At 70.0% G+C, this 18136-nt stretch carries 16 protein-coding genes and 1 tRNA gene; 7 read left to right on the top strand and 10 right to left on the bottom strand.

Features of this window, described 5'->3' with window-relative positions:
* Positions 1 to 20: 20 nt before the first annotated feature.
* The 5 genes from HNR15_RS01055 to HNR15_RS01035 are packed head-to-tail and all read right to left on the bottom strand — an operon-like array spanning position 21 to position 5731.
* Positions 21 to 1760 (bottom strand): ABC transporter ATP-binding protein, encoded by a 1740-nt coding sequence (locus HNR15_RS01055; RefSeq protein WP_179478400.1) that lies wholly within the window; start codon positions 1758 to 1760, stop codon positions 21 to 23.
* 3 nt (positions 1761 to 1763) lie between these two features.
* On the bottom strand, positions 1764 to 2411 hold the full coding sequence (locus HNR15_RS01050) for a TetR family transcriptional regulator (RefSeq protein ID WP_179478398.1): 648 nt from the start codon (positions 2409 to 2411) through the stop codon (positions 1764 to 1766).
* Between the two features lie 30 nt (positions 2412 to 2441).
* A complete protein-coding gene (locus tag HNR15_RS01045) occupies positions 2442 to 3101 on the bottom strand; it encodes an alpha/beta fold hydrolase (RefSeq protein WP_179478396.1) in 660 nt (219 codons plus the stop codon).
* Positions 3102 to 3677, bottom strand: a complete 576-nt coding sequence (gene dcd / locus HNR15_RS01040; protein WP_179478394.1) for a dCTP deaminase — start codon at positions 3675 to 3677, stop codon at positions 3102 to 3104. It abuts the gene before it with no gap.
* Between the two features lie 44 nt (positions 3678 to 3721).
* Complete coding sequence (locus HNR15_RS01035; RefSeq protein WP_179478392.1) at positions 3722 to 5731, bottom strand: response regulator; 2010 nt, start codon at positions 5729 to 5731, stop codon at positions 3722 to 3724.
* Between the two features lie 172 nt (positions 5732 to 5903).
* Here HNR15_RS01035 and HNR15_RS01030 point away from each other — a divergent pair, with 172 nt between their 5' ends.
* Together HNR15_RS01030 and HNR15_RS01025 are read left to right on the top strand one after the other, a co-directional pair.
* Positions 5904 to 6680 (top strand): DUF4352 domain-containing protein, encoded by a 777-nt coding sequence (locus tag HNR15_RS01030; protein WP_179478390.1) that lies wholly within the window; start codon positions 5904 to 5906, stop codon positions 6678 to 6680.
* A gap of 107 nt (positions 6681 to 6787) precedes the next feature.
* Positions 6788 to 6861, top strand: a tRNA-Gly gene (locus HNR15_RS01025).
* A gap of 52 nt (positions 6862 to 6913) precedes the next feature.
* Here HNR15_RS01025 and HNR15_RS01020 read toward each other — a convergent pair.
* From HNR15_RS01020 to HNR15_RS01005, 4 genes are all read right to left on the bottom strand, one after another.
* A complete protein-coding gene (locus HNR15_RS01020; protein WP_179478388.1) occupies positions 6914 to 7444 on the bottom strand; it encodes a YbhB/YbcL family Raf kinase inhibitor-like protein in 531 nt (176 codons plus the stop codon).
* Positions 7445 to 7557: 113 nt separating this feature from the next.
* Positions 7558 to 8070 carry a Fur family transcriptional regulator gene (locus HNR15_RS01015; RefSeq protein ID WP_179478386.1) on the bottom strand — a complete coding sequence of 171 codons (513 nt, stop codon included), beginning with the start codon at positions 8068 to 8070 and terminating at the stop codon, positions 7558 to 7560.
* Positions 8070 to 9014, bottom strand: a complete 945-nt coding sequence (cutA, locus tag HNR15_RS01010) for a divalent cation tolerance protein CutA (protein ID WP_218883501.1) — start codon at positions 9012 to 9014, stop codon at positions 8070 to 8072. Before cutA ends, HNR15_RS01015 begins: the two co-directional genes overlap by 1 nt.
* A gap of 4 nt (positions 9015 to 9018) precedes the next feature.
* Positions 9019 to 10071 (bottom strand): P1 family peptidase, encoded by a 1053-nt coding sequence (locus tag HNR15_RS01005; protein WP_179478382.1) that lies wholly within the window; start codon positions 10069 to 10071, stop codon positions 9019 to 9021.
* Between the two features lie 139 nt (positions 10072 to 10210).
* Between HNR15_RS01005 and HNR15_RS01000 the strand changes: the two genes are divergently transcribed.
* The 4 genes from HNR15_RS01000 (at position 10211) to HNR15_RS00985 (ending at position 15016) form a co-directional block, all read left to right on the top strand.
* Positions 10211 to 12067 carry an acyl-CoA dehydrogenase gene (locus HNR15_RS01000; RefSeq protein WP_179478380.1) on the top strand — a complete coding sequence of 619 codons (1857 nt, stop codon included), beginning with the start codon at positions 10211 to 10213 and terminating at the stop codon, positions 12065 to 12067.
* A 134-nt stretch (positions 12068 to 12201) separates the two neighbouring features.
* On the top strand, positions 12202 to 12939 hold the full coding sequence (locus HNR15_RS00995; RefSeq protein WP_179478379.1) for a heterodisulfide reductase-related iron-sulfur binding cluster: 738 nt from the start codon (positions 12202 to 12204) through the stop codon (positions 12937 to 12939).
* Entirely contained in the window at positions 12936 to 14408 is a 1473-nt protein-coding gene (locus tag HNR15_RS00990) for a lactate utilization protein B (protein ID WP_179478377.1), read from the top strand. Before HNR15_RS00995 ends, HNR15_RS00990 begins: the two co-directional genes overlap by 4 nt.
* Positions 14408 to 15016: a LutC/YkgG family protein gene (locus HNR15_RS00985; RefSeq protein ID WP_179478375.1), complete on the top strand. Its 609-nt coding sequence runs from the start codon at positions 14408 to 14410 to the stop codon at positions 15014 to 15016. Before HNR15_RS00990 ends, HNR15_RS00985 begins: the two co-directional genes overlap by 1 nt.
* Positions 15017 to 15042: 26 nt before the next feature.
* On the opposite strand, the gene HNR15_RS00980 is transcribed toward HNR15_RS00985, so the two are convergent.
* Positions 15043 to 16887 carry an NHL domain-containing thioredoxin family protein gene (locus HNR15_RS00980; protein ID WP_425484555.1) on the bottom strand — a complete coding sequence of 615 codons (1845 nt, stop codon included), beginning with the start codon at positions 16885 to 16887 and terminating at the stop codon, positions 15043 to 15045.
* 219 nt (positions 16888 to 17106) lie between these two features.
* On the opposite strand from HNR15_RS00980, the gene HNR15_RS00975 reads away from it, so the two are divergent.
* Positions 17107 to 18084, top strand: a complete 978-nt coding sequence (locus HNR15_RS00975) for a PDDEXK family nuclease (RefSeq protein ID WP_179478373.1) — start codon at positions 17107 to 17109, stop codon at positions 18082 to 18084.
* Positions 18085 to 18136 lie beyond the last annotated feature (52 nt).

Here is an 18136-nt window from a genome sequence, read left to right as displayed (position 1 = left end):
TGCGTCCTTCGGCTGTGCGCTCACGCGACGCTCCCCACTTTCTCGGCTCGCTGCGACTCGACGATCTCCTGGTAGGTCGGGCAGTTCTGCGCCAGCTCCTCGTGGGTGCCGATCCCCACCATTCGTCCACCGTCCAGCACCACGATCTGATCGGCATCGGCGATCGTGGAGATCCGCTGTGCCACGACGAAGACCGTGGCGTCCCGCACGTGGGGCGCGAGCGCGGTGCGCAGCCGGCGGTCCGTGGACAGATCGAGCGCGGAGAACGCGTCGTCGAACAGGTAGATCCGCGGATGCGCGACCAGCGCCCGCGCGATGCACAGTCGTTGGCGCTGACCACCGGACAGGTTGGTGCCGCCCTGGTTCACCGGCGCCTCGAGCTGCCCGTCGAGCCCACGGACGAAGCCGGTGGCCTGGGCGATGGCGAGCGCGTCCCAGATCTGCTCGTCGGTGGCGTCGGGGTTGCCGTAGCGCATGTTGGAGGCCACGGTCCCGCTGAAGAGATAGGGCCGCTGCGGCACGATGCCGAGGTGTCCCCACAGCTTGTCGGGGTCCATGTCGCGCACGTCGACGCCGTCGATGCTCACCGTGCCGTGGGTGGTGTCGAACAACCGCGCCACCAGGGAGATCAGAGTGGACTTGCCCGAGCCGGTCGAGCCGATGATCGCGACGGTCTGACCCGGGTGGGCCACGAGATCGACGCCGCAGAGCACCGGCTTGTCGGCGCCCGGATACTGCATCTCGACGTCCTCGAAGCGCACCACGCCGCGGATCTGCTCCGGCTCGACCACGTGAGCGGGCGGGTGCACGGACGGTTCTGTCCGCAGCACCCCCTCGATCCGCTCCGCGGCGACCGCCGCCCGCGGCACCATCATGACCATGAAGGTCGCCATCATCACCGACATCAGGATCTGGATCAGATAGGTCATGTACGCGGTGAGCGAGCCGATCTGGATCGTGCCCGCGTCGACCTGGTGCCCGCCGAACCACCACACGCCGACCGTCGACACGTTCATCACCATGAACACGGTCGGGAACAGTGCGGCCATCAGCCGGCCGACGCGGATGGAGGCCTGCGTCAGCTCATCGTTCGCGACAGCGAAGCGCTCCTTCTCGTACGGCTCCCGCACGAAGGCCCGGATGACCCGAACTCCCGAGAGGTGTTCTCGCATCACGCGGTTGACCCCGTCGACGCGCTTCTGCATCAGCCGGAACCCGGGGATCATCCGGCGCACAATCAGCCCGACCGCGATGCCGAGGACCACCATGGCGGCCACCATCAAGGGCGCCAGCGGAGCATCCTCGCGCAACGCCATGAAGATGCCGCCGACCATCATGATGGGCGCCGACACCATCAGCGTGCACGCCATCAACACCACCAGCTGCACCTGTTGCACGTCGTTGGTGTTGCGGGTGATCAGGGTGGGAGCACCGAACTCATTGACCTCGCGCGCGGAGAACCGGGAGACCTGGGCGAAGATCGCGCCTCGTACGTCGCGGCCGAACGACATGGCGATCGTGGACCCGAAGAACGCGGCGGTGATCGCCGCGCCCACCTGAACCACGGTGATCGCCAGCATCCATCCACCGAGATGCCAGATGTAGGTGGTGTCGCCGCGGGCGACGCCCTTGTCCAGGATGTCGGCGTTCAGGCTCGGCAGATACAGCTGGCAGACGACGCTCGCCAGCTGTGCGGCGGCGAGGGCACCCAGCAGGCCGAGGAACGGCCGCAGATGGCGGCGCAAGAGACCGAGAAGCATCGATCAGGTCCTTTCCCGGAGCTCGAGGTGTGCCGGAACCGCTTCCGACGGGGCACACGGTGTGCGCACGAGTGCGCCGTAGAGCAGCACGTCCACCGTCTGCTCGGCCGTCAGCGTCCGCCCGTGCGCGATCTCGTGATGGCTGCCCGCGAACGCGAGCAGGCGCACGATGTGCCCGAACTCCTCCACGGGCATGGTGAGTTCGGACTGGTGAGGCGCCAGAAGGCGCCGCAGCAGTCCGGCGGTGTCCGCGCGGATCTTCTCCGCCGAGGTGCCGACCGCTTCCGTGGGCGGGGCGCCGAGCCCGAGCGCCCGCATCACCGTGAACGTGCTCGTGAGTCGCTCGTGCAGCAGGTCGACGATGTCGATCAGGATCTGGCGCAGGGGCTGTGCGGCGTCGATCTGCGCGAGCTTCTCGAAGAGCGGGGTCGGGTCGAAGGTGCGCTGCAGCACCGCGGTGCGCAGGTCGTCCTTGGTGTCGAACACCCGGAAGATGGTGCCCTCCGCAACGCCCGCGGCATGGGCGATCTGCCGGGTCGTCGGCATCGTCTCGCACTCCCGGATCGCTCCCACCGTCGCGACGACGATGGCCTCACGCCGCTCGGCCGGGTTCATGGCCGGCGCGCGATGTGCGCGTGCTGCATTGGTCACCTAGTGACCGTAACATGAGTGAGCGCTCACTCACACCCCCTTTTCGCGCTCCCCCAGAGTCGTGGAGAAGAAGGAGCGGGCCATCGCGTGGATTCGCCCCGACCGCCACAGCAGCGGGTGCGATCCGGGTACCGACTCGAACCGCGCGTCGCCCCCCAAGCTTCGGATACGGCGTACGAGGTCCTGCGACGCATCGGCGTCGGTCATCGTGTCGATCTTGCCGTGCACGATCAGCGTGGGCGTGCCGAGGAAGTCGTGCGCGTCGTACGCGTCGGACATCCAGGGAGCAAGTGCGACCAGGCTGCGGACCTCGGGACGGTGCACCAGGGCGAACGCGGTCCGCCCGCCGAGCGAATGCCCGAGCAGCCCGATCGGGCGGCCGGGGTAGGTCGCCAGCACGCGGTCGAGAGCCCAGTCGGCGTCGAGCACCGGCGACCCCGTGGCGCCGTTCCATCCACGAACCGCGTTGCGCAACAATGCGACTGCGATCCTCCCGCGGCTGCGAGTGGTGATGGACCGGGCAGCGAGCACCAGCCGCAGGTAGCCGGGGTCGAAGGTCGGCGTGGCGACCGTGCTGCGTGGCGCACCGCCGTGCAGCGCGAGCACCACACCCTGCGCACGCCGCCCGGCAGGCAGGACCAGGTGCGGCTGCGCACCCTCGTGCTCGGGTCCGACCTCGGTCCGCGCCACCTAGACCTGCGTGCGGTGGAAGTTGCTGAAGGAACGGCTGGCGGTGGGGCCCCGCTGGCCCTGGTAGTGCGACCCGTACTTCGCGCTGCCGTAAGGATTCTCGGCCGGCGAGGACAGCTGGAAGAAGCAGAGCTGGCCGATCTTCATGCCCGGCCACAGCTTGATCGGAAGCGTGGCGACGTTCGACAGCTCCAGGGTCACGTGGCCGTTGAAGCCGGGGTCGACGAAACCGGCCGTGGCGTGGGTCAGCAGGCCGAGCCGTCCGAGGCTGGACTTGCCCTCCACCCGTGCGGCGATGTCGTCGGGCAGGGTGACCCGCTCGTACGTCGACCCGAGCACGAACTCGCCCGGGTGGAGCACGAAGGGCTCACCGGACTCCACCTCCACCAGCCGGGTCAGGTCCTCCTGGTCGGCGGCCGGGTCGATGAAGGGGTACTTGTGGTTGTCGAAGAGCCGGAAGAAGCGATCCATCCGGATGTCGATGCTGGACGGCTGGATCATCGCGGCGTCGTAGGGGTCGAGCTGGACCCGTCCCGCGTCGATCTGGGCGCGGATGTCGCGGTCTGAAAGGAGCACGGGGTGAGGCTACCCGTGCCCGGCGCCGACGAGCCGGCCTACGGTCATCGGGCCGCGGCGAGCGTCGCCAGGACGGCGACGCCCACCCGGTTGCGCACCCCCAACTTGAGTTGGGCGCTGGACAGGTGGCTCTTGACGGTGGCATCGCTGAGGTAGAGCTCCCGGGCGATCTCGGCGTTGCTGAGCTCGCGTGCCACCAGCCGGGCGACGGCAGCCTCACGCTCGGTCAGCTGCGCGAACGCGGTCCGGGCGACCTCCCGGTCGTGGGCCGCCGGCGCGGACAGCTCGCCGAACACCGCACGCACGCTGGCCGCCGACAGGGCTCCGCGGCCGGCGTCCACGTCGCGCACCGCGGTGACGATCTGGGTCGGCGAGGCCGTCTTCAGGAGGAACCCCGCCGCACCCGCACGCACCGAGCGCACCACCACGTCGTCCAGATCGAAGGTGGTCAGCATGATGACCGGCGGCGGGGAGGGCAGCTGCTGGATCGCCGCGCAGGCACCGATCCCGTCCAGTCGGGGCATCCGGACGTCGAGCATGACCAGGTCCGGGGTCCACCGCTGGATCGCGGCGACGGTCTGGTCGCCGTCGTGCACGACACCGATCACGTCGATGTCGCCCGACACCTCCAGGATCATCTGCAACCCCTGACAGACGAGGGGGTCGTCGTCGACGAGCAGCACGCGTACGTGCCGGCCGTCGGGTGTCGGTGGCACGTAGGTCACAGGCCGGTCCCTCGCGGTCATGCGCGTCGCTCCGAGGTGGGAGCACGGGTCGCCGACAGGGCGTCCGTTCGCTCGCCGGACCACGTCCAGGGCAGCAGCAGGGCCACCCGGAAGGCACCCTGCGGATCGATGAACGCCCGGAACTGACCGCCGTACTGCTCGACGCGTTCGCGGATACCGGTCAGGCCGTTGCCGACGACCAGAGCCCGTGGCGGGTGCTGGCGGCACCAGTTGGTGGTCACGACCTCGACGCCGGTCTGCGGACCACCGCGGACCTCCAGCCGGACGGGTGTGCCCGGCGCGTGCCGACGCGCGTTGGTGAGCAGCTCCTGCACGATGCGGTAGGCGCTGTGGCTGATGTGCGTGCGGATCGAGGGTGGCCGCCTGGTCCACGAAGATCGAGGAGAGCACCGGGTTGCCGGCATCCAGGGACTCGGTGACCAGCGTCGGCAGGTCGGCGACCGTGCGCACCTGCCGGGTGACGTCCGGAGCGTCGGGTGTCCGCAGCACGTTGAGCAGCGAGCGCAGATCGGCCATCGACTGCTGGGCGCCCTCGCGCACGAGTGCCGCGCTCTGCGCCATTCGCGGGTCGCTGCCCGCCGACACCTCGAGGGCACCTGCGTGCAGGGAGAGCAGGGAGAGGCGGTGGCCGAGCACGTCGTGCACCTCTCGTGCGATGCGCTCGCGTTCGGCCTGCCGGGCGACCTCGGTGCCGAGGATGTCGAGCTTGAGCTGAGAGGCGTTGCCGGTCTCGGCGGCCGCGTCGAGCTGCCGCCGCGCGGTGATACCGACGGCGGTGGCGATCGAGACGGCCACCAGCACCAGCGCGATGAGAAGCGCCACCCACCAGGGGAATTCGCGACCCGGTGGGTAGGTGAAGATGCTCCGCCAGAAGGACTGGACCGGATACCGACCCTGTGTGTCGCGCATGACCCAGACCACCTCGGCTGCGCTCACCGCGAGCGCGGCGACCGGCACCCGCCAGTCGCGCACCAGCACGAGCACCGAGACCAGCCCGACCAGCGGCAGGAATCCGTCGAGCGGCAGCACGATGGTCGCCACGCAGGCGGCGAGGGTCAGCGGCACGGGCCACCGGCGGCGCCACACGAAGAGCACCAGCAACACCAGGTCGATCAAGAAGGCGATCGCTTCGAGGTTGCTCATCGGAGGCGTGACCCCCTGCTGCGTGCTGCCGACGCGCCGCGCCCCGGTCGCCGACAGAGAAAGTGCGCCGAAACCGAGCGCGGTGATGATGACGAGGGTGGTGCGCAGCACGCTCCAGCGCAGTCGGGCGCGCCACCACGACATGGACTCCCCCGGTGCGATCACGCGCTCAATCTAGGTGGCGCAGCCGACACCTGTGGCCAACCGATCGGATGGTCTTCGCGCGGACGAGTCACCCGATCGGCTGGTGGGTCGTGCCCGGTCGGGCGATGTGCGGTGCCCCCTGCCGGCAGTGGACTGGCGTCATCCAGTCACCGACTCCACAGGGGAGACCACCATGTCGCAGAACTACCCACCGCCGCACGACGACCGTTCGGGCGCAGGCCGATCGGGCTACCCCGGCCAGGGAGGGCAGGGAGGCCAGGGCGGACCACCCGGAAGCTGGAACCCGCCCGCGCCGCCACCGCCCCCGAACGCGAAACGCAACTGGTTCGTGCGCCACAAGGTGATCACCGTCATCGGCGCGGTGGTCGTGATCGGGACCATCGCCGGTGTCGCGAACGGAGGCGGGTCGAGCTCGGCGTCGGATCCCTCGGCGACCGGCACCGCCGCGTCGTCCTCTGCCACCAGTTCGGAGTCGTCGGCCTCCGCATCGAGTTCGAGTTCGTCCAGCTCCCCGAAGTCCTCGGCGAAGAAGAGCAGCGCGACCAAGAAGTCACCGGGCCTCAACACCCCCGTGAAGGACGGCAAGCTGCAGTTCGTCGTGACCAAGGTCCGCACCGGCGTGTCCAGCGTGGGTGACCAGTACCTGGGTCAGAAGGCGCAGGGCCAGTACGTGCTCGTATCCGTCACGGTCACCAACCTGGGCAAGGACTCCCAGACGCTGTCCGACTCCGACCAGGAGGTGAAGGACTCCCAGGGCCGCACGTTCAAGGCCGACAGCACCGCCGACCTCTACATCACCGGCAACCAGGTGCTCTTCTCCCAGATCAACCCGGGCAACAGCACGCACGGTGTCTTCGCCTTCGACATGCCCATCGGTGCGACACCGGTGTCGATCGAGTTGCACGACACGTCGTTCTTCTCCGACGGCGCGACGGTCTCGCTGCGGTGAGAGTCGCGCGAAGGTCACGGACGGGGCGCCGCGAGGCGCCCCAGGGGGTGTTCGTGGGAGGGCCCTGAACGGGCCGGTGGCCGCCGACGTGTATCGTCTGGGGCCGCGCGAGTGTAGTTCAATGGTAGAACATCAGCTTCCCAAGCTGAATACGCGAGTTCGATTCTCGTCACTCGCTCCAGACGCGAAAAGGCCCGCCCGAGAAAGCATTTCGGGCGGGCCTTTCGTCGTGTTCAAGCCTGGTAGGTGCCCATCACGATCGCGCGCGCCAGGGTCTTGAAGGCGAGGTTGAAGGACACCACGGCGGGCGACACGGAGTCGTCCACGCCGAGGCTGTCCTCGCCGACGGCGTGCACCACGAAGTAGTAGCGGTGCGGCATGTCGCCCTCGGGCGGCGCGGCGCCGGTGAACGCGAGCGTTCCGCCGTCGTTGCGCACGTGGAACGACGATCCGGGCGTCGATCCGCCCTCGGCGCCGGCACCGGCGTCCAGGGACGTCACGGACGCAGGGATGTCCACGAGCACCCAGTGCCAGAAGCCGGACGGGGTGGGCGCGTCCGGGTCGAAGCAGGTGACCACGAACGACTTGGTGCCCTCGGGGGCACCGGACCAGGACAGCTGGGGTGAGCTGTCGCCCGAGGCCGCGACCTGGTCGGCCTTCAGCGGCTGCCCTTCGGTGACGTCGTCGCTCGTGACGGTGAACGACGGCACCGACGGGAGCAGTTCGTACGGATTGGGGGACGCGGGGCGTTCGAGACTCGGCATACCCGCGACAGTAGTGCGGTGCGTGCAAAGTTTCTGGACAGTCGCGTCGCGCCCGACCAGCCACTTCGCCTGCATCCGCACCTGCTCCATTTCCGACTCACTGCAGTAGCGACTCAGTGGGCGTGCGTCCCGCCCTCGTGCGGCTCACTGGACTGCCGACAGCTCGCGCACACGCCGAGCAGCGCGGCATGATCCGGCGCGATCTCGAAACCCATTGCGTCGAAGGTCTTCTCGCGCACCTGATCGAGCCAGGCGGCGGGCATGTCGAAGAACCGCAGGCACCTGGTGCACTGCAGATGCGCGTGGACGTGACGGCCGGGTTGGCCGTGCTCGCCCTGCTCGCCGTCGGCGCGGGTCGACGCCGTCAGGTGATAGATCGTCGGGCCGCCCGGTACGTGGGTGTGCGCCACGACCCCGAGCGTCACCAGCGACTGCAGCGAGCGGTAGACGGTCGCGCGGTGCACCCCCGGCTCCCGGGCGTCGACACGGGCCGCCACCGTCTCCGCGTCGAGATGGTCGCGACTCTCGTCGAGCACCTCCAGCACCGCGCGACGAGCCGGCGTGACCCGCTCCCCGGACTCCCGCAGTCGCTCCACCGCACCACTGACCGCCGCCGATTCGCGCATCACGAGGACGTCCGGTCCATCAGGTCGCCCATCGCCGCTCGCAGTTTGGACGCGATGCTCGCCTGGTGCACGCCGTGCGCCTCAAGGTAGGCCGTGACGTCCTCGAGGAAATCGGTGTCGCCCTGCACGAGCTCCACCTCCATCTCGTGCCACTCCCGGTCCAGGCCGGCGTCGATGAGGTTGTGGGTCGTCACGTAGTCGTCGCAGGTCGTCGCGAGGTGGAGGCCGCCGGCCCGCAGGTCCCATTCGGTACGCCGGGTCTCCACGACGCAGACCGGCTGCGCCACCCGCTCCCCCAGCACCTCGGTCAGTTTTGCCGTGAACACGGCGGGCACCGTCGTGTCGTCCTTCGTGGCGTCCAGCGGCAGCCAGATCTCCTCGCGGGCGTCCTCGCTGCGTGGCAGCTTCAGGTGCCACCCCGCGTCGGTGCCGCCGACCCGGCGGCGCATGGTGATCCCGCGCGAGGCGAGGGCCACGTCGACGGTGTCGAAATACGTTGCCACCAGATGGAATCGGCGCTCGCCCGCAACGGTGCCGACGCCTGGCCAGTCGGCCGGATCCGGCGGGAGCGTCGCGTTCGCCAAGGAGAACTTGCGCTCGATCTCCAGGTGCGACGTCGGGCGGTCGTCGACCGCGGCGCGCAACCACTCGGCGTAGTCCGGGTCGACCTTCTCCAGCGGCAGGGCCACGATCTGCGGGACGTCGTAGGAGTGCAGCGCGCGCACCCGCGCCGCCAGCGTCTCGAACGCCGCAGCGGTGGTCTTCATGATGAGCAGCACCTCGGTCGCGTGCCGCACCCGCCCGTCCCACAGGTAGGTGGAGCCGACGCCCGGGATCTGCTGCACGCACGCGGCGAGTCGCTCTCCGACCACGGCATCGGCGATCAGGGTCGCCTCGGTCTGATCGGCGACCGTCGTCTGCACCTGCACGAACGGCGATGTCACCCCGTCATCCTCGCGCATCCTCCTGGGTCGCAGCGCAGTGCACATCGCGATAGGACCGCATGCCGGCCGTGGTGTCCGCGGCCAGCACTGCGTGGCCGACCGCCCGCGTCACGCAGTCGGCAGCCCCCTCCAGCAGCTGGTGGTACGCCACCGCGTCGGGCGCCGCGCGCTGACCGGTCGCGAGCGCGAAGATCGAGTCGCCGTCGAGCATCGTGTGCACCGGACGAACCGCTCGGGCCAGGCCGTCGTGTCCGATGCCGGCGGTCTTCTGGCACTGGGCCTTGGTCAGCGAGAGGTCGGTCGCGATGACGACGAGGGTGGTGGCCCTCCCGGGGCGGACGTCGTCCGCACCGGGCCATCTGGGCGCGTTGCCGGACTCGGCGTCGCTCGGTGCGGGGTGGGGATCCAGCCCGTCGAACTCACCGGGCAGACCGAAGCGAGCGGCGTACAGCTCCCCGGTGGCCTGGTCGACGGCGGAGCCGAACGCGTTGGCCACCACCAGTGCCGCGACGACACCCCCGCCGGGCAGGAGCTGGCTGGCCGAGCCGATGCCGCCCTTGAGACCGCCGATGCGCGCTCCGGTGCCGGCGCCGACGCACCCCGAAAGGGTGGTCGCGCGTCCGGCCAGGGCATCGGCGTACGCCGCCCGCCCGAACCGGGCGTCCGGACGTGCCCGGTAGTCGCCGCCACGCAGCAGGTCGAAGACGACGGCCGCCGGCACGATGGGCACGACCTGGTCGGGCTCGCCGATCCGGAAACCGACGCCGTCCTCCGCGAGGGCGTCCATCACGCCGGTCGCCGCCGCCAGCCCGAACGCCGATCCGCCCGAGAGGACGACGGCGTGCACCTGCTCGATGACGTTGCGCGGGTCGAGCAGGTCGGTCTCCCGGGTGCCGGGCGCGCCGCCGCGGACGTCCACGCCACCCGTGGCGCCGCCCGGTGGGGCGAGGACGCACGTCGTACCGGTCAGCCACCCGTCACCGACGCGTTGGTGGTGGCCCACCCGGACGCCGGCGACGTCGCCGATCGAGTTCGTCGGGCCGGGCATGAGGGTCATCGCGGCATCGTCGCACGCGGCCGGGAACGCGGCTCTGACCTGCTGCGATGCCGAAGAGCTTGCACAGCGCTACTCGTCGGTAGCACAATATGTTACTGACGAGTAAACACCCGAGCGCCATCATGCGAGGAGCCGGCCGATGAGCCACTACAAGAGCAACGTGCGAGACCTGGAGTTCAACCTCTTCGAGGTGTTCGGCCGGGGTGAGGTGCTCGGCTCGGGCCCCTACGAGGACGTCGACACCGACACCGCCAAGGCGATGCTGTCGGAGATGGCGACGCTCGCCGAGGGCGACCTCGCGGCGTCGCTGGTCGACAGCGACCGCAACCCGCCGGTCTTCGACCCCGAGACCAACTCGGTGAAGATCCCCGAGAGCTTCAAGAAGAGCTACGCCGCCTACCAGGCGTCCGGCTTCTGGGGCGTCGACGTGCCGGCCGAGCTGGGCGGCACCGTCGTACCCCCGTCCCTCAAGTGGGCGCTCGGCGAGCTGGTGCTCGGCGCGAACCCGGCCGTCTTCATGTACGCCGCGGGCTACTCCTTCGCCAAGATCCTCTACATGCTCGGCACCGACGAGCAGAAGAAGCTGGCCGAGTACCTGGTCGAGAACCACTGGGGCGGCACGATGGTGCTGACCGAGCCGGACGCCGGCTCCGACGTGGGCGCGGGCCGCGCCAAGGCGGTCCAGCAGGCCGACGGCACCTGGCACATCACAGGGGTGAAGCGCTTCATCACCTCCGCCGAGCACGACATGTCCTCGAACATCCTGCACTTCGTGCTCGCCCGCCCCGAGGGAGCGGGCGCCGGCACCAAGGGTCTGTCGCTCTTCGTGGTGCCGAAGTACCACGTCGACCTCGCCACCGGCGAGCTCGGCGAGCGCAACGGCGCCTACGTCACCAACGTCGAGCACAAGATGGGCATTAAGGTCTCCACGACCTGCGAGGTCACCTTCGGGGACAAGGAGCCGGCCGTCGGCACCCTGCTCGGCGACGTGCACAACGGCATCGCGCAGATGTTCCGCGTCATCGAGCACGCACGGATGCTGGTCGGCACCAAGGCGATCGCCACCCTGTCGACGGGTTACCTGAACGCGCTGGAGTACGCCAAGGCGCGCGTGCAGGGCGCCGACATGACCGACAGCGCCAAGGACGCGCGGCGCGTCACCATCACCCACCACCCCGACGTACGCCGCTCGCTGATGCTCCAGAAGTCCTACGCCGAGGGCCTGCGCGCGCTGGTGATCTTCGCGGCCACCCAGCAGGACATCGTCGACCAGGAGGTGCTGCGCACCGGATCGGAGGAGTTCGACGAGAGCTCCCCCGCGATCATGGCCAGCAAGCTCAACGACCTGCTGCTGCCGATCGTCAAGGGTGTCGGCTCCGAGCGCGCGTGGACGCTGCTCGGCACCGAGTCGCTGCAGACGTTCGGCGGGTCCGGCTTCCTGCAGGACTACCCGGTCGAGCAGTACGTGCGCGACGCGAAGATCGACACGCTCTACGAGGGCACCACCGCCATCCAGGGCCTGGACTTCTTCTTCCGCAAGATCGTCAAGGACCAGTTCGCCGCGCTCGGTGCGCTGGCCGAGCAGATCCTGCAGACCGTGAAGGGCGGGGCCGGCGACGACACGCTCGGCCGCGAGCGCGAGCTCCTGGGCCAGGCGGTCGACAACGTGCAGGGCATGGTCGAGCACATGGGCATGACCGCGATGAAGGCGATCCAGGGAGAGCCGCAGGCGGCGTACACCGTGGGCCAGAACACCACCCGCCTGCTGCTCGCTGCCGGCGACCTGACGATCGGCTGGCTGCTCGTGCGGCAGGCCGAGGTCGCGCAGGCCCGCCTCGACGCGGGGGATGCCGGCAAGGACCAGGCGTTCTACCAGGGCAAGGTCGCGGCCGCGCACTTCTTCACCACGACGGTTTTGCCCCGGCTCGCCGCCGACCGCGCCGTCGTCGAGGCCACCGACAACGCGCTCATGGAGTTGCCCGAAGCCGCGTTCTGATCGACCCGTCGAGCGGAGGGGTCCGGCGTCGGACGGAGGGGACATGCCCCCTCCGATCGGTGTCGGACCCCTCCGTTCGTCGCTGGGGGTACGTTCGGTGACGGGACCAGTCGGACCGTCAGCAGGAGGAACCCGTGCGCATCGCCTTGTTCGCCACCTGCCTGGTCGACGGGCTCTTCCCCGAGGTGGGCAAGGCGACGGTGACCGTCCTGCGCAGACTCGGCCACCAGGTGGTCTTCCCGATGGAGCAGACCTGCTGCGGGCAGATGCACGTCAACACCGGCTACCCGCGCGAGGCCCTGCCGCTCGTTCGGCGGTACGCCGACACCTTCGAGCCGTACGACGCGATCGTCACCCCCAGCGGGAGTTGCGCCGGCGCCATACGTCACCAACACGCACAGGTGGCAAGGCAATTCGGTGACGACGCTTTGGTGGACCGGGTCGAGGCCGTCGCCGCCCGCAGCTACGAGCTGTCCGAGCTGCTCGTCGACGTGCTGGGGGTGACCGATGTCGGCGCGAGCTACCCGCACCGGGTGACCTACCACCCGACGTGCCACTCGCTGCGGATACTGCGCGTCGGCGACCGGCCGCTGCGCCTGCTGCGCGCCGTCGACGGGATCGACCTGGTGGAGCTGCCCCAGGCGCAGACGTGCTGCGGCTTCGGTGGCACCTTCGCGCTGAAGAACTCCGAGACGTCGACCGCGATGCTCGCCGACAAGATGCGCGCGATCCAGTCCACCGGCGCACAGATGTGCGCCGCCACCGACGCGTCCTGCCTCATGCACATCGGGGGCGGCATGTCGCGACTCGACGTCGGCACCGAGACCGTCCACCTGGCGCAGATCCTCGCCTCGACCAAGGATGCGCGATGACGACGTTCCTCGGCATGCCGACCGCATCGCCGACCGTGCACCTGCGCACCGGCGAGTCTTTCCCCGACGCGGCGCGTACCGGCCTGGCGGACAGCCAGCAGCGGCACAACCTGCGGGTCGCGACCACGACCATCCGCGAGAAGCGCGCCGGTGTCGTGGCCGAGCTCGACGACTGGGAGCAGCTGCGCGCGGCCGGGGCCGCCATCAAGGACGCGACCCTCGCCGAGCTCCCCGACCACCTCGAGCGTTTCGAGGCCGCGGTCACCGAGCGCGGCGGCACGGTGCACTGGGCGCGGGACGGCGACGAGGCCAACGCCATCGTGACCCGGCTGATCCAGGCCACCGGCGAGACCGACGTGGTCAAGGTGAAGTCGATGGCGACCGAGGAGATCGGCCTCAACGAGGCGCTGGCGACGGCGGGCATCACCGCCACCGAGACCGACCTCGCCGAGCTCATCGTGCAGCTCGGCGACGACCGGCCCAGCCACATCCTGGTGCCTGCGATCCATCGCAACCGCAGCGAGATCCGCGATATCTTCCGCGACCACATGGACGACGTCGACCCGGGTCTGACGAACGACCCGGAGGCGCTGGCGGGGGCTGCCCGGCTGTACCTGCGACGCAGGTTCCTGTCCGCCAAGGTGGCGATCAGCGGAGCGAATTTCGGCGTCGCCGAGACCGGCACGCTCTGCGTGCTCGAGTCCGAGGGCAACGGGCGGATGTGCCTCACGCTGCCGCGCACGCTGATCACGGTGATGGGCATCGAGAAGCTGGTGCCGACGTGGCGCGATCTCGAGGTGTTCCTGCAACTGCTGCCCCGGTCCTCGACCGGTGAGCGGATGAACCCGTACACGTCGATGTGGACCGGTGCCACCGAAGGACAGGACTTCCACGTCGTCCTGCTCGACAACGGGCGCACCGCCACACTGGCGGATCCGCACGGCCGGTCGGCGCTGCGCTGCATACGCTGCTCGGCCTGCCTCAACGTCTGCCCGGTCTACGAGCGCGCCGGCGGGCACGCGTACGGATCGGTCTATCCCGGCCCGATCGGGGCGGTGCTCTCGCCCCAGCTGACCGGGGTGAAGGACAACCCGTCGCTGCCGTTCGCGTCGTCGCTGTGCGGAGCGTGCTACGACGTGTGCCCGGTGGCCATCGACATCCCCACGATGCTGGTGCACCTGCGCGCCGAGGTCGTCGCGGCCAAGCGCGAGGAGCACCGGGTGCCCACCGCCGAGGCTGCCTCGATGACCGCTGCGGCGTGGACGATGACTTCACGGCGTCGGTGGACCGCGGCACTGCGCAGCCTGTCGCTGGGCCGGGTCGCCCGGCGGATGCCGGCGCTTCCGCCACCGCTGTCGTCCTGGGCGCGCTCACGCGACCTGCCGCAGATGCCCCGCGAGACGTTGCGCGACTGGTGGGTGAGGGAAGGCAGCGACGTCCCGCCCGCAGCGCCGGAGGAGGACGCGTGATGAACGCGCGCGAGACGATCCTGCAGCGGGTGCGGACGGCGCTGGCGGACCGCCCCGCCGCGCCACCCGTCGTTCGCGACTATCACCGGGCCGGCTCGCGGCTGGCGGACGTCGACGTCTTCGCCGAGCGGGTCGCCGATTACCGCGCGACAGTGCACCGGTGTGGCGCGTCCGTCGTGCAGGAGCGCCTGTCCGACATCCTGCGGGCGCGCTCGATCACGGAAATCGTCGTACCGCAGGGGTTTCCGGCGGAGTGGGTGCCGACGGTGCGGACTGCAGACGAACCCGTGAGCGTCGAAGAGCTGGATCGGATCTCGGCGGTGCTCACCACCTGCAGCCTCGGCATCGAGCAGACGGGCACCATCGTGCTGGATGCCGGCCCCGGGCAGGGTCCGCGCGTGCTCACCCTGGTGCCCGACTACCACCTGGTGGTCGTGCGCGAGGACCAGGTGGTCGCGGCTGTCCCGGATGCCGTCGCGGCATTGGACGCGACCCGTCCGCAGACCTGGATCAGCGGGCCGAGCGCCACCAGCGACATCGAGCTGCAGCGTGTCGAAGGGGTGCACGGTCCGCGCACCCTCGACGTGCTGCTCGTCGCGTCCGCCTGACCCTTCCCGTCGAGCGGAGGGTGATCTCAGACGCCGCGCAGGTCGAGGTGCAGCTCGGTCGGCCCACCCGACTCGAGCACCACGGGGATGCCCCAATCCTGTTGGTAGAGATGGCAGGCGGCGTACTCCGGCACTTCGCCGGTGTCCGGGTCGCCGTCGCACGCGGCCGCGCGCACCGAGATGTGCAGCGTGCCGTCGCCGACCGCCGGGTCGAGCTGCAGAGTGCGGGTCAGCCCTGTCGAGGTGCCGTCGCCGTCCCGGATCAAGGCACCGGGGGTGGCCATCACCATGAGCTGGGTGGGGTCGCCGTAGCGGTGGTCGAGTTTCTGACCGGTCGGCGGTTCGAACGCGATACGCAGCTCCACCGCCCCCGGCGCCAACGGTGTCACCGGTCGCTGAGTCTGGTGTGCGATGCCCGCGACACGCTGCGCCCGCGCCGGCACGGCGACGCGGGTGACCTGGTGCGCTGCCGACTCGACCACAAGCAATCGCACTGTGTCGCCGTCGGATTCGACCAGTACGTCACTCGGTTCGGCCAGGTCGGTGGCGAGGGTCGAGACCTCGTCGACCACGGGGTCGTACCGGCGGATCGCGCCGTTGTAGGTGTCGGCGATCGCCACGCTGCCGTCCGGCAGCTCCGCGACGCCCAGCGGGTGCTGCAGCAGCGCATCCGCGGCCGGGCCGTCGATATGGCCGAAGTCGAAGAGGCCCTGCCCGATGTGGGTCTTCACCTCGAAGCCACTGTCCTGCAACGTGATCGAACGAAGTGCGGACGACTCAGAATCGGCGACCCAGACCCGCGAGCCGTCGGCCGACGTGCTGAGACCGGACGGTTGCGCGAACCATGCGTCGTGCGCAGCCCCGTCGCGGATGCCCTCGGAGCTCGTGCCGGCGAGCACCGCGACCGTGTTGTCGGCGGGATCGGTCGCCAGGTGCAGGACCCACAGCTGGTGGACCCCGGCCATCGCGATCACCGCGCGGTCGATCCACCAGGTGATGTCCCACGGGGTCGACAGATCCTGCCTCAGCGCGAGCCCGCTCCCCGACCGCTCGCGCAGCTGGTCACCTGTTCCCGCGACGACACGGATCTGCCCGTCCGACAATCGGATCGAGGCGATCTGGTGGTGCACGCTGTCGGCGACCAGCACGTCGTACCCCACCCGCGCGGCGACGTCGGCGGGCAACACGCACAGACCCTGCGGCTCCTCGAAGACACCCGGACCGCCGTACCTCGCGCGCTCGGTGGTCAGATCCGGCTCCAGGTGCACGACCTGGTGGTGGGCGGTGTCCGACAGCAGGTAGCTGCCGTCAGGGGTCGCTGCGAGCTTGCCGGGGAATCGCAACGCAGTCTGCGGCGCAGGTGGTGCGACGTACGGCGAATCCCCCCGCCGCAGGGTGCCCTTCGCCTCGTGTTCGGCGACGAGCTCACGGACGAGGACGCCGAGACCGTGCGCGTGGCCCTCCCCCGACAGCTGAGCCACGATGTAGCCCTCGGGGTCGATCACCACGAGCGTCGGCCACGCCCGCGCGGCGTACGCCTGCCATGTGGTCAGCTCCGGGTCGTCCAGGACCGGGTGGCCCACGGCGTAACGCTCGACCGCGGCCTCGACCGCGGCGGGCTCGCCCTCGTGCTCGAACTTGGGCGAGTGCACGCCGAGCAGCACCAGCTCGTCGGCGAACTCCTGCTCCAGCGGCCGCAACTCGTCCAGCACATGCAGGCAGTTGACGCAGCAGAAGGTCCAGAAATCCAGGACCACGATCTTGCCGCGCAGGCCCTTCAGGGTCACGTCGGCGCCGCCGGTGTTGAGCCACCGCCGTCCTGCCAACTCCGGCGCGCGTACCCGCACCTTCGCCCTCACTGACCCGTCCACCGTCTCGCTCACGCAGAGGCCAACGACACCACCCGTGCGGTCATTCCACGAGCGCGCCCCCGACAGCCCGGTGGGGGTTTTGCATTCGTGGCCAGGGCTGCAGCACTGGCCACAAACGCAAAACCCGCACCTCGACTCGACTGTCCACATCCCCACCCGCTCTCCACACCCTGCCCGCGGCGACCAGACACCCGTCGCCGCAGCCGCCACGATCACCCGATGGACGTCGCAACCACCCCGTACCAGGCCTTTCCTGCCGCCATGAGCTACCCGCTGCGGATCCGGGTCCGCCAGCAGGGGTACGCGTTCACCCGCCGCGACGCCCTGGAGTTCGGCGCCTCGGACGAGCAGCTCCGGGCGTGGTGCCGGGCAGAGGACGTGCTGAGCGGCGCGCAGGGCAGCTACTTCCTGCCGCCCGGTGACCTTGATACGGTCACCAGCGCCGCCGAGACCCAGAGACGACGGATCCGCGCTCTGCTGCTCGTGCTGGGCGAGGGGTACCTCGTCACCCACCAGTCGGCGCTCCTCGCCTGGGACCTGCCCACAGACTCGTCCTGCGACACCACGGAGATCCACCTGGGCCACCGGGAGGGGCATCGATGGTCGCGCCGGCCAGGGGTTCGGCTGCACCGGGTGCCGGAACCGATCCCGATCACGACCGCTTCCGGTATGCCGACCGTCTCGGCGGCGTACGCGATCGTCCAGGTGGGCGCCGGCATCGGAGTGGAAGCCGCGGTCATTCCCGCGGACGCCGCGCTGCGCAACTACCTCGCCTCACCCACCGATCTGGCGGAGGCGATCCGACAGTCGCGGAGAACGCCCGGCTGCACACGACTGGCCACCTTGCTCGACCTCGTCGACCCCCGGTCGGAGTCACCGGGCGAGAGCCGACTGCGTCTGCTCCTGCGTGCCGCCGGTGTGGCGGTCACGCCGCAGGTCGTCATCCGCGACGGGGACGGCCACTTCGTCGCCCGGGTCGACCTGCTCGTCGACGGCACGCGCACGATCGTGGAGTTCGACGGGCTCCTGAAGTACCGCGGCGCGGGCAACAGCGAAGCCCTCGTCAACGAGAAGCGGCGCGAACTGGCGCTCCAGCGGCTCGGCTACCGGGTGGTGCGCGTCGTGTGGGACGACCTGGCCGACCCCGGCCGCGTCCTGTCGCTGCTCACCCCGCCCGCACTGCAGACCGGGGCGTGAGGGCCTTCCCCACGGCACCGCTGGTTTGCGTTCGCGGTCAGTGCTGCAGCCC

Source organism: Allobranchiibius huperziae, from assembly GCF_013410455.1.
Classification (GTDB): domain Bacteria; phylum Actinomycetota; class Actinomycetes; order Actinomycetales; family Dermatophilaceae; genus Allobranchiibius; species Allobranchiibius huperziae.
This window is presented reverse-complemented; position numbering and strand designations above follow the sequence as displayed.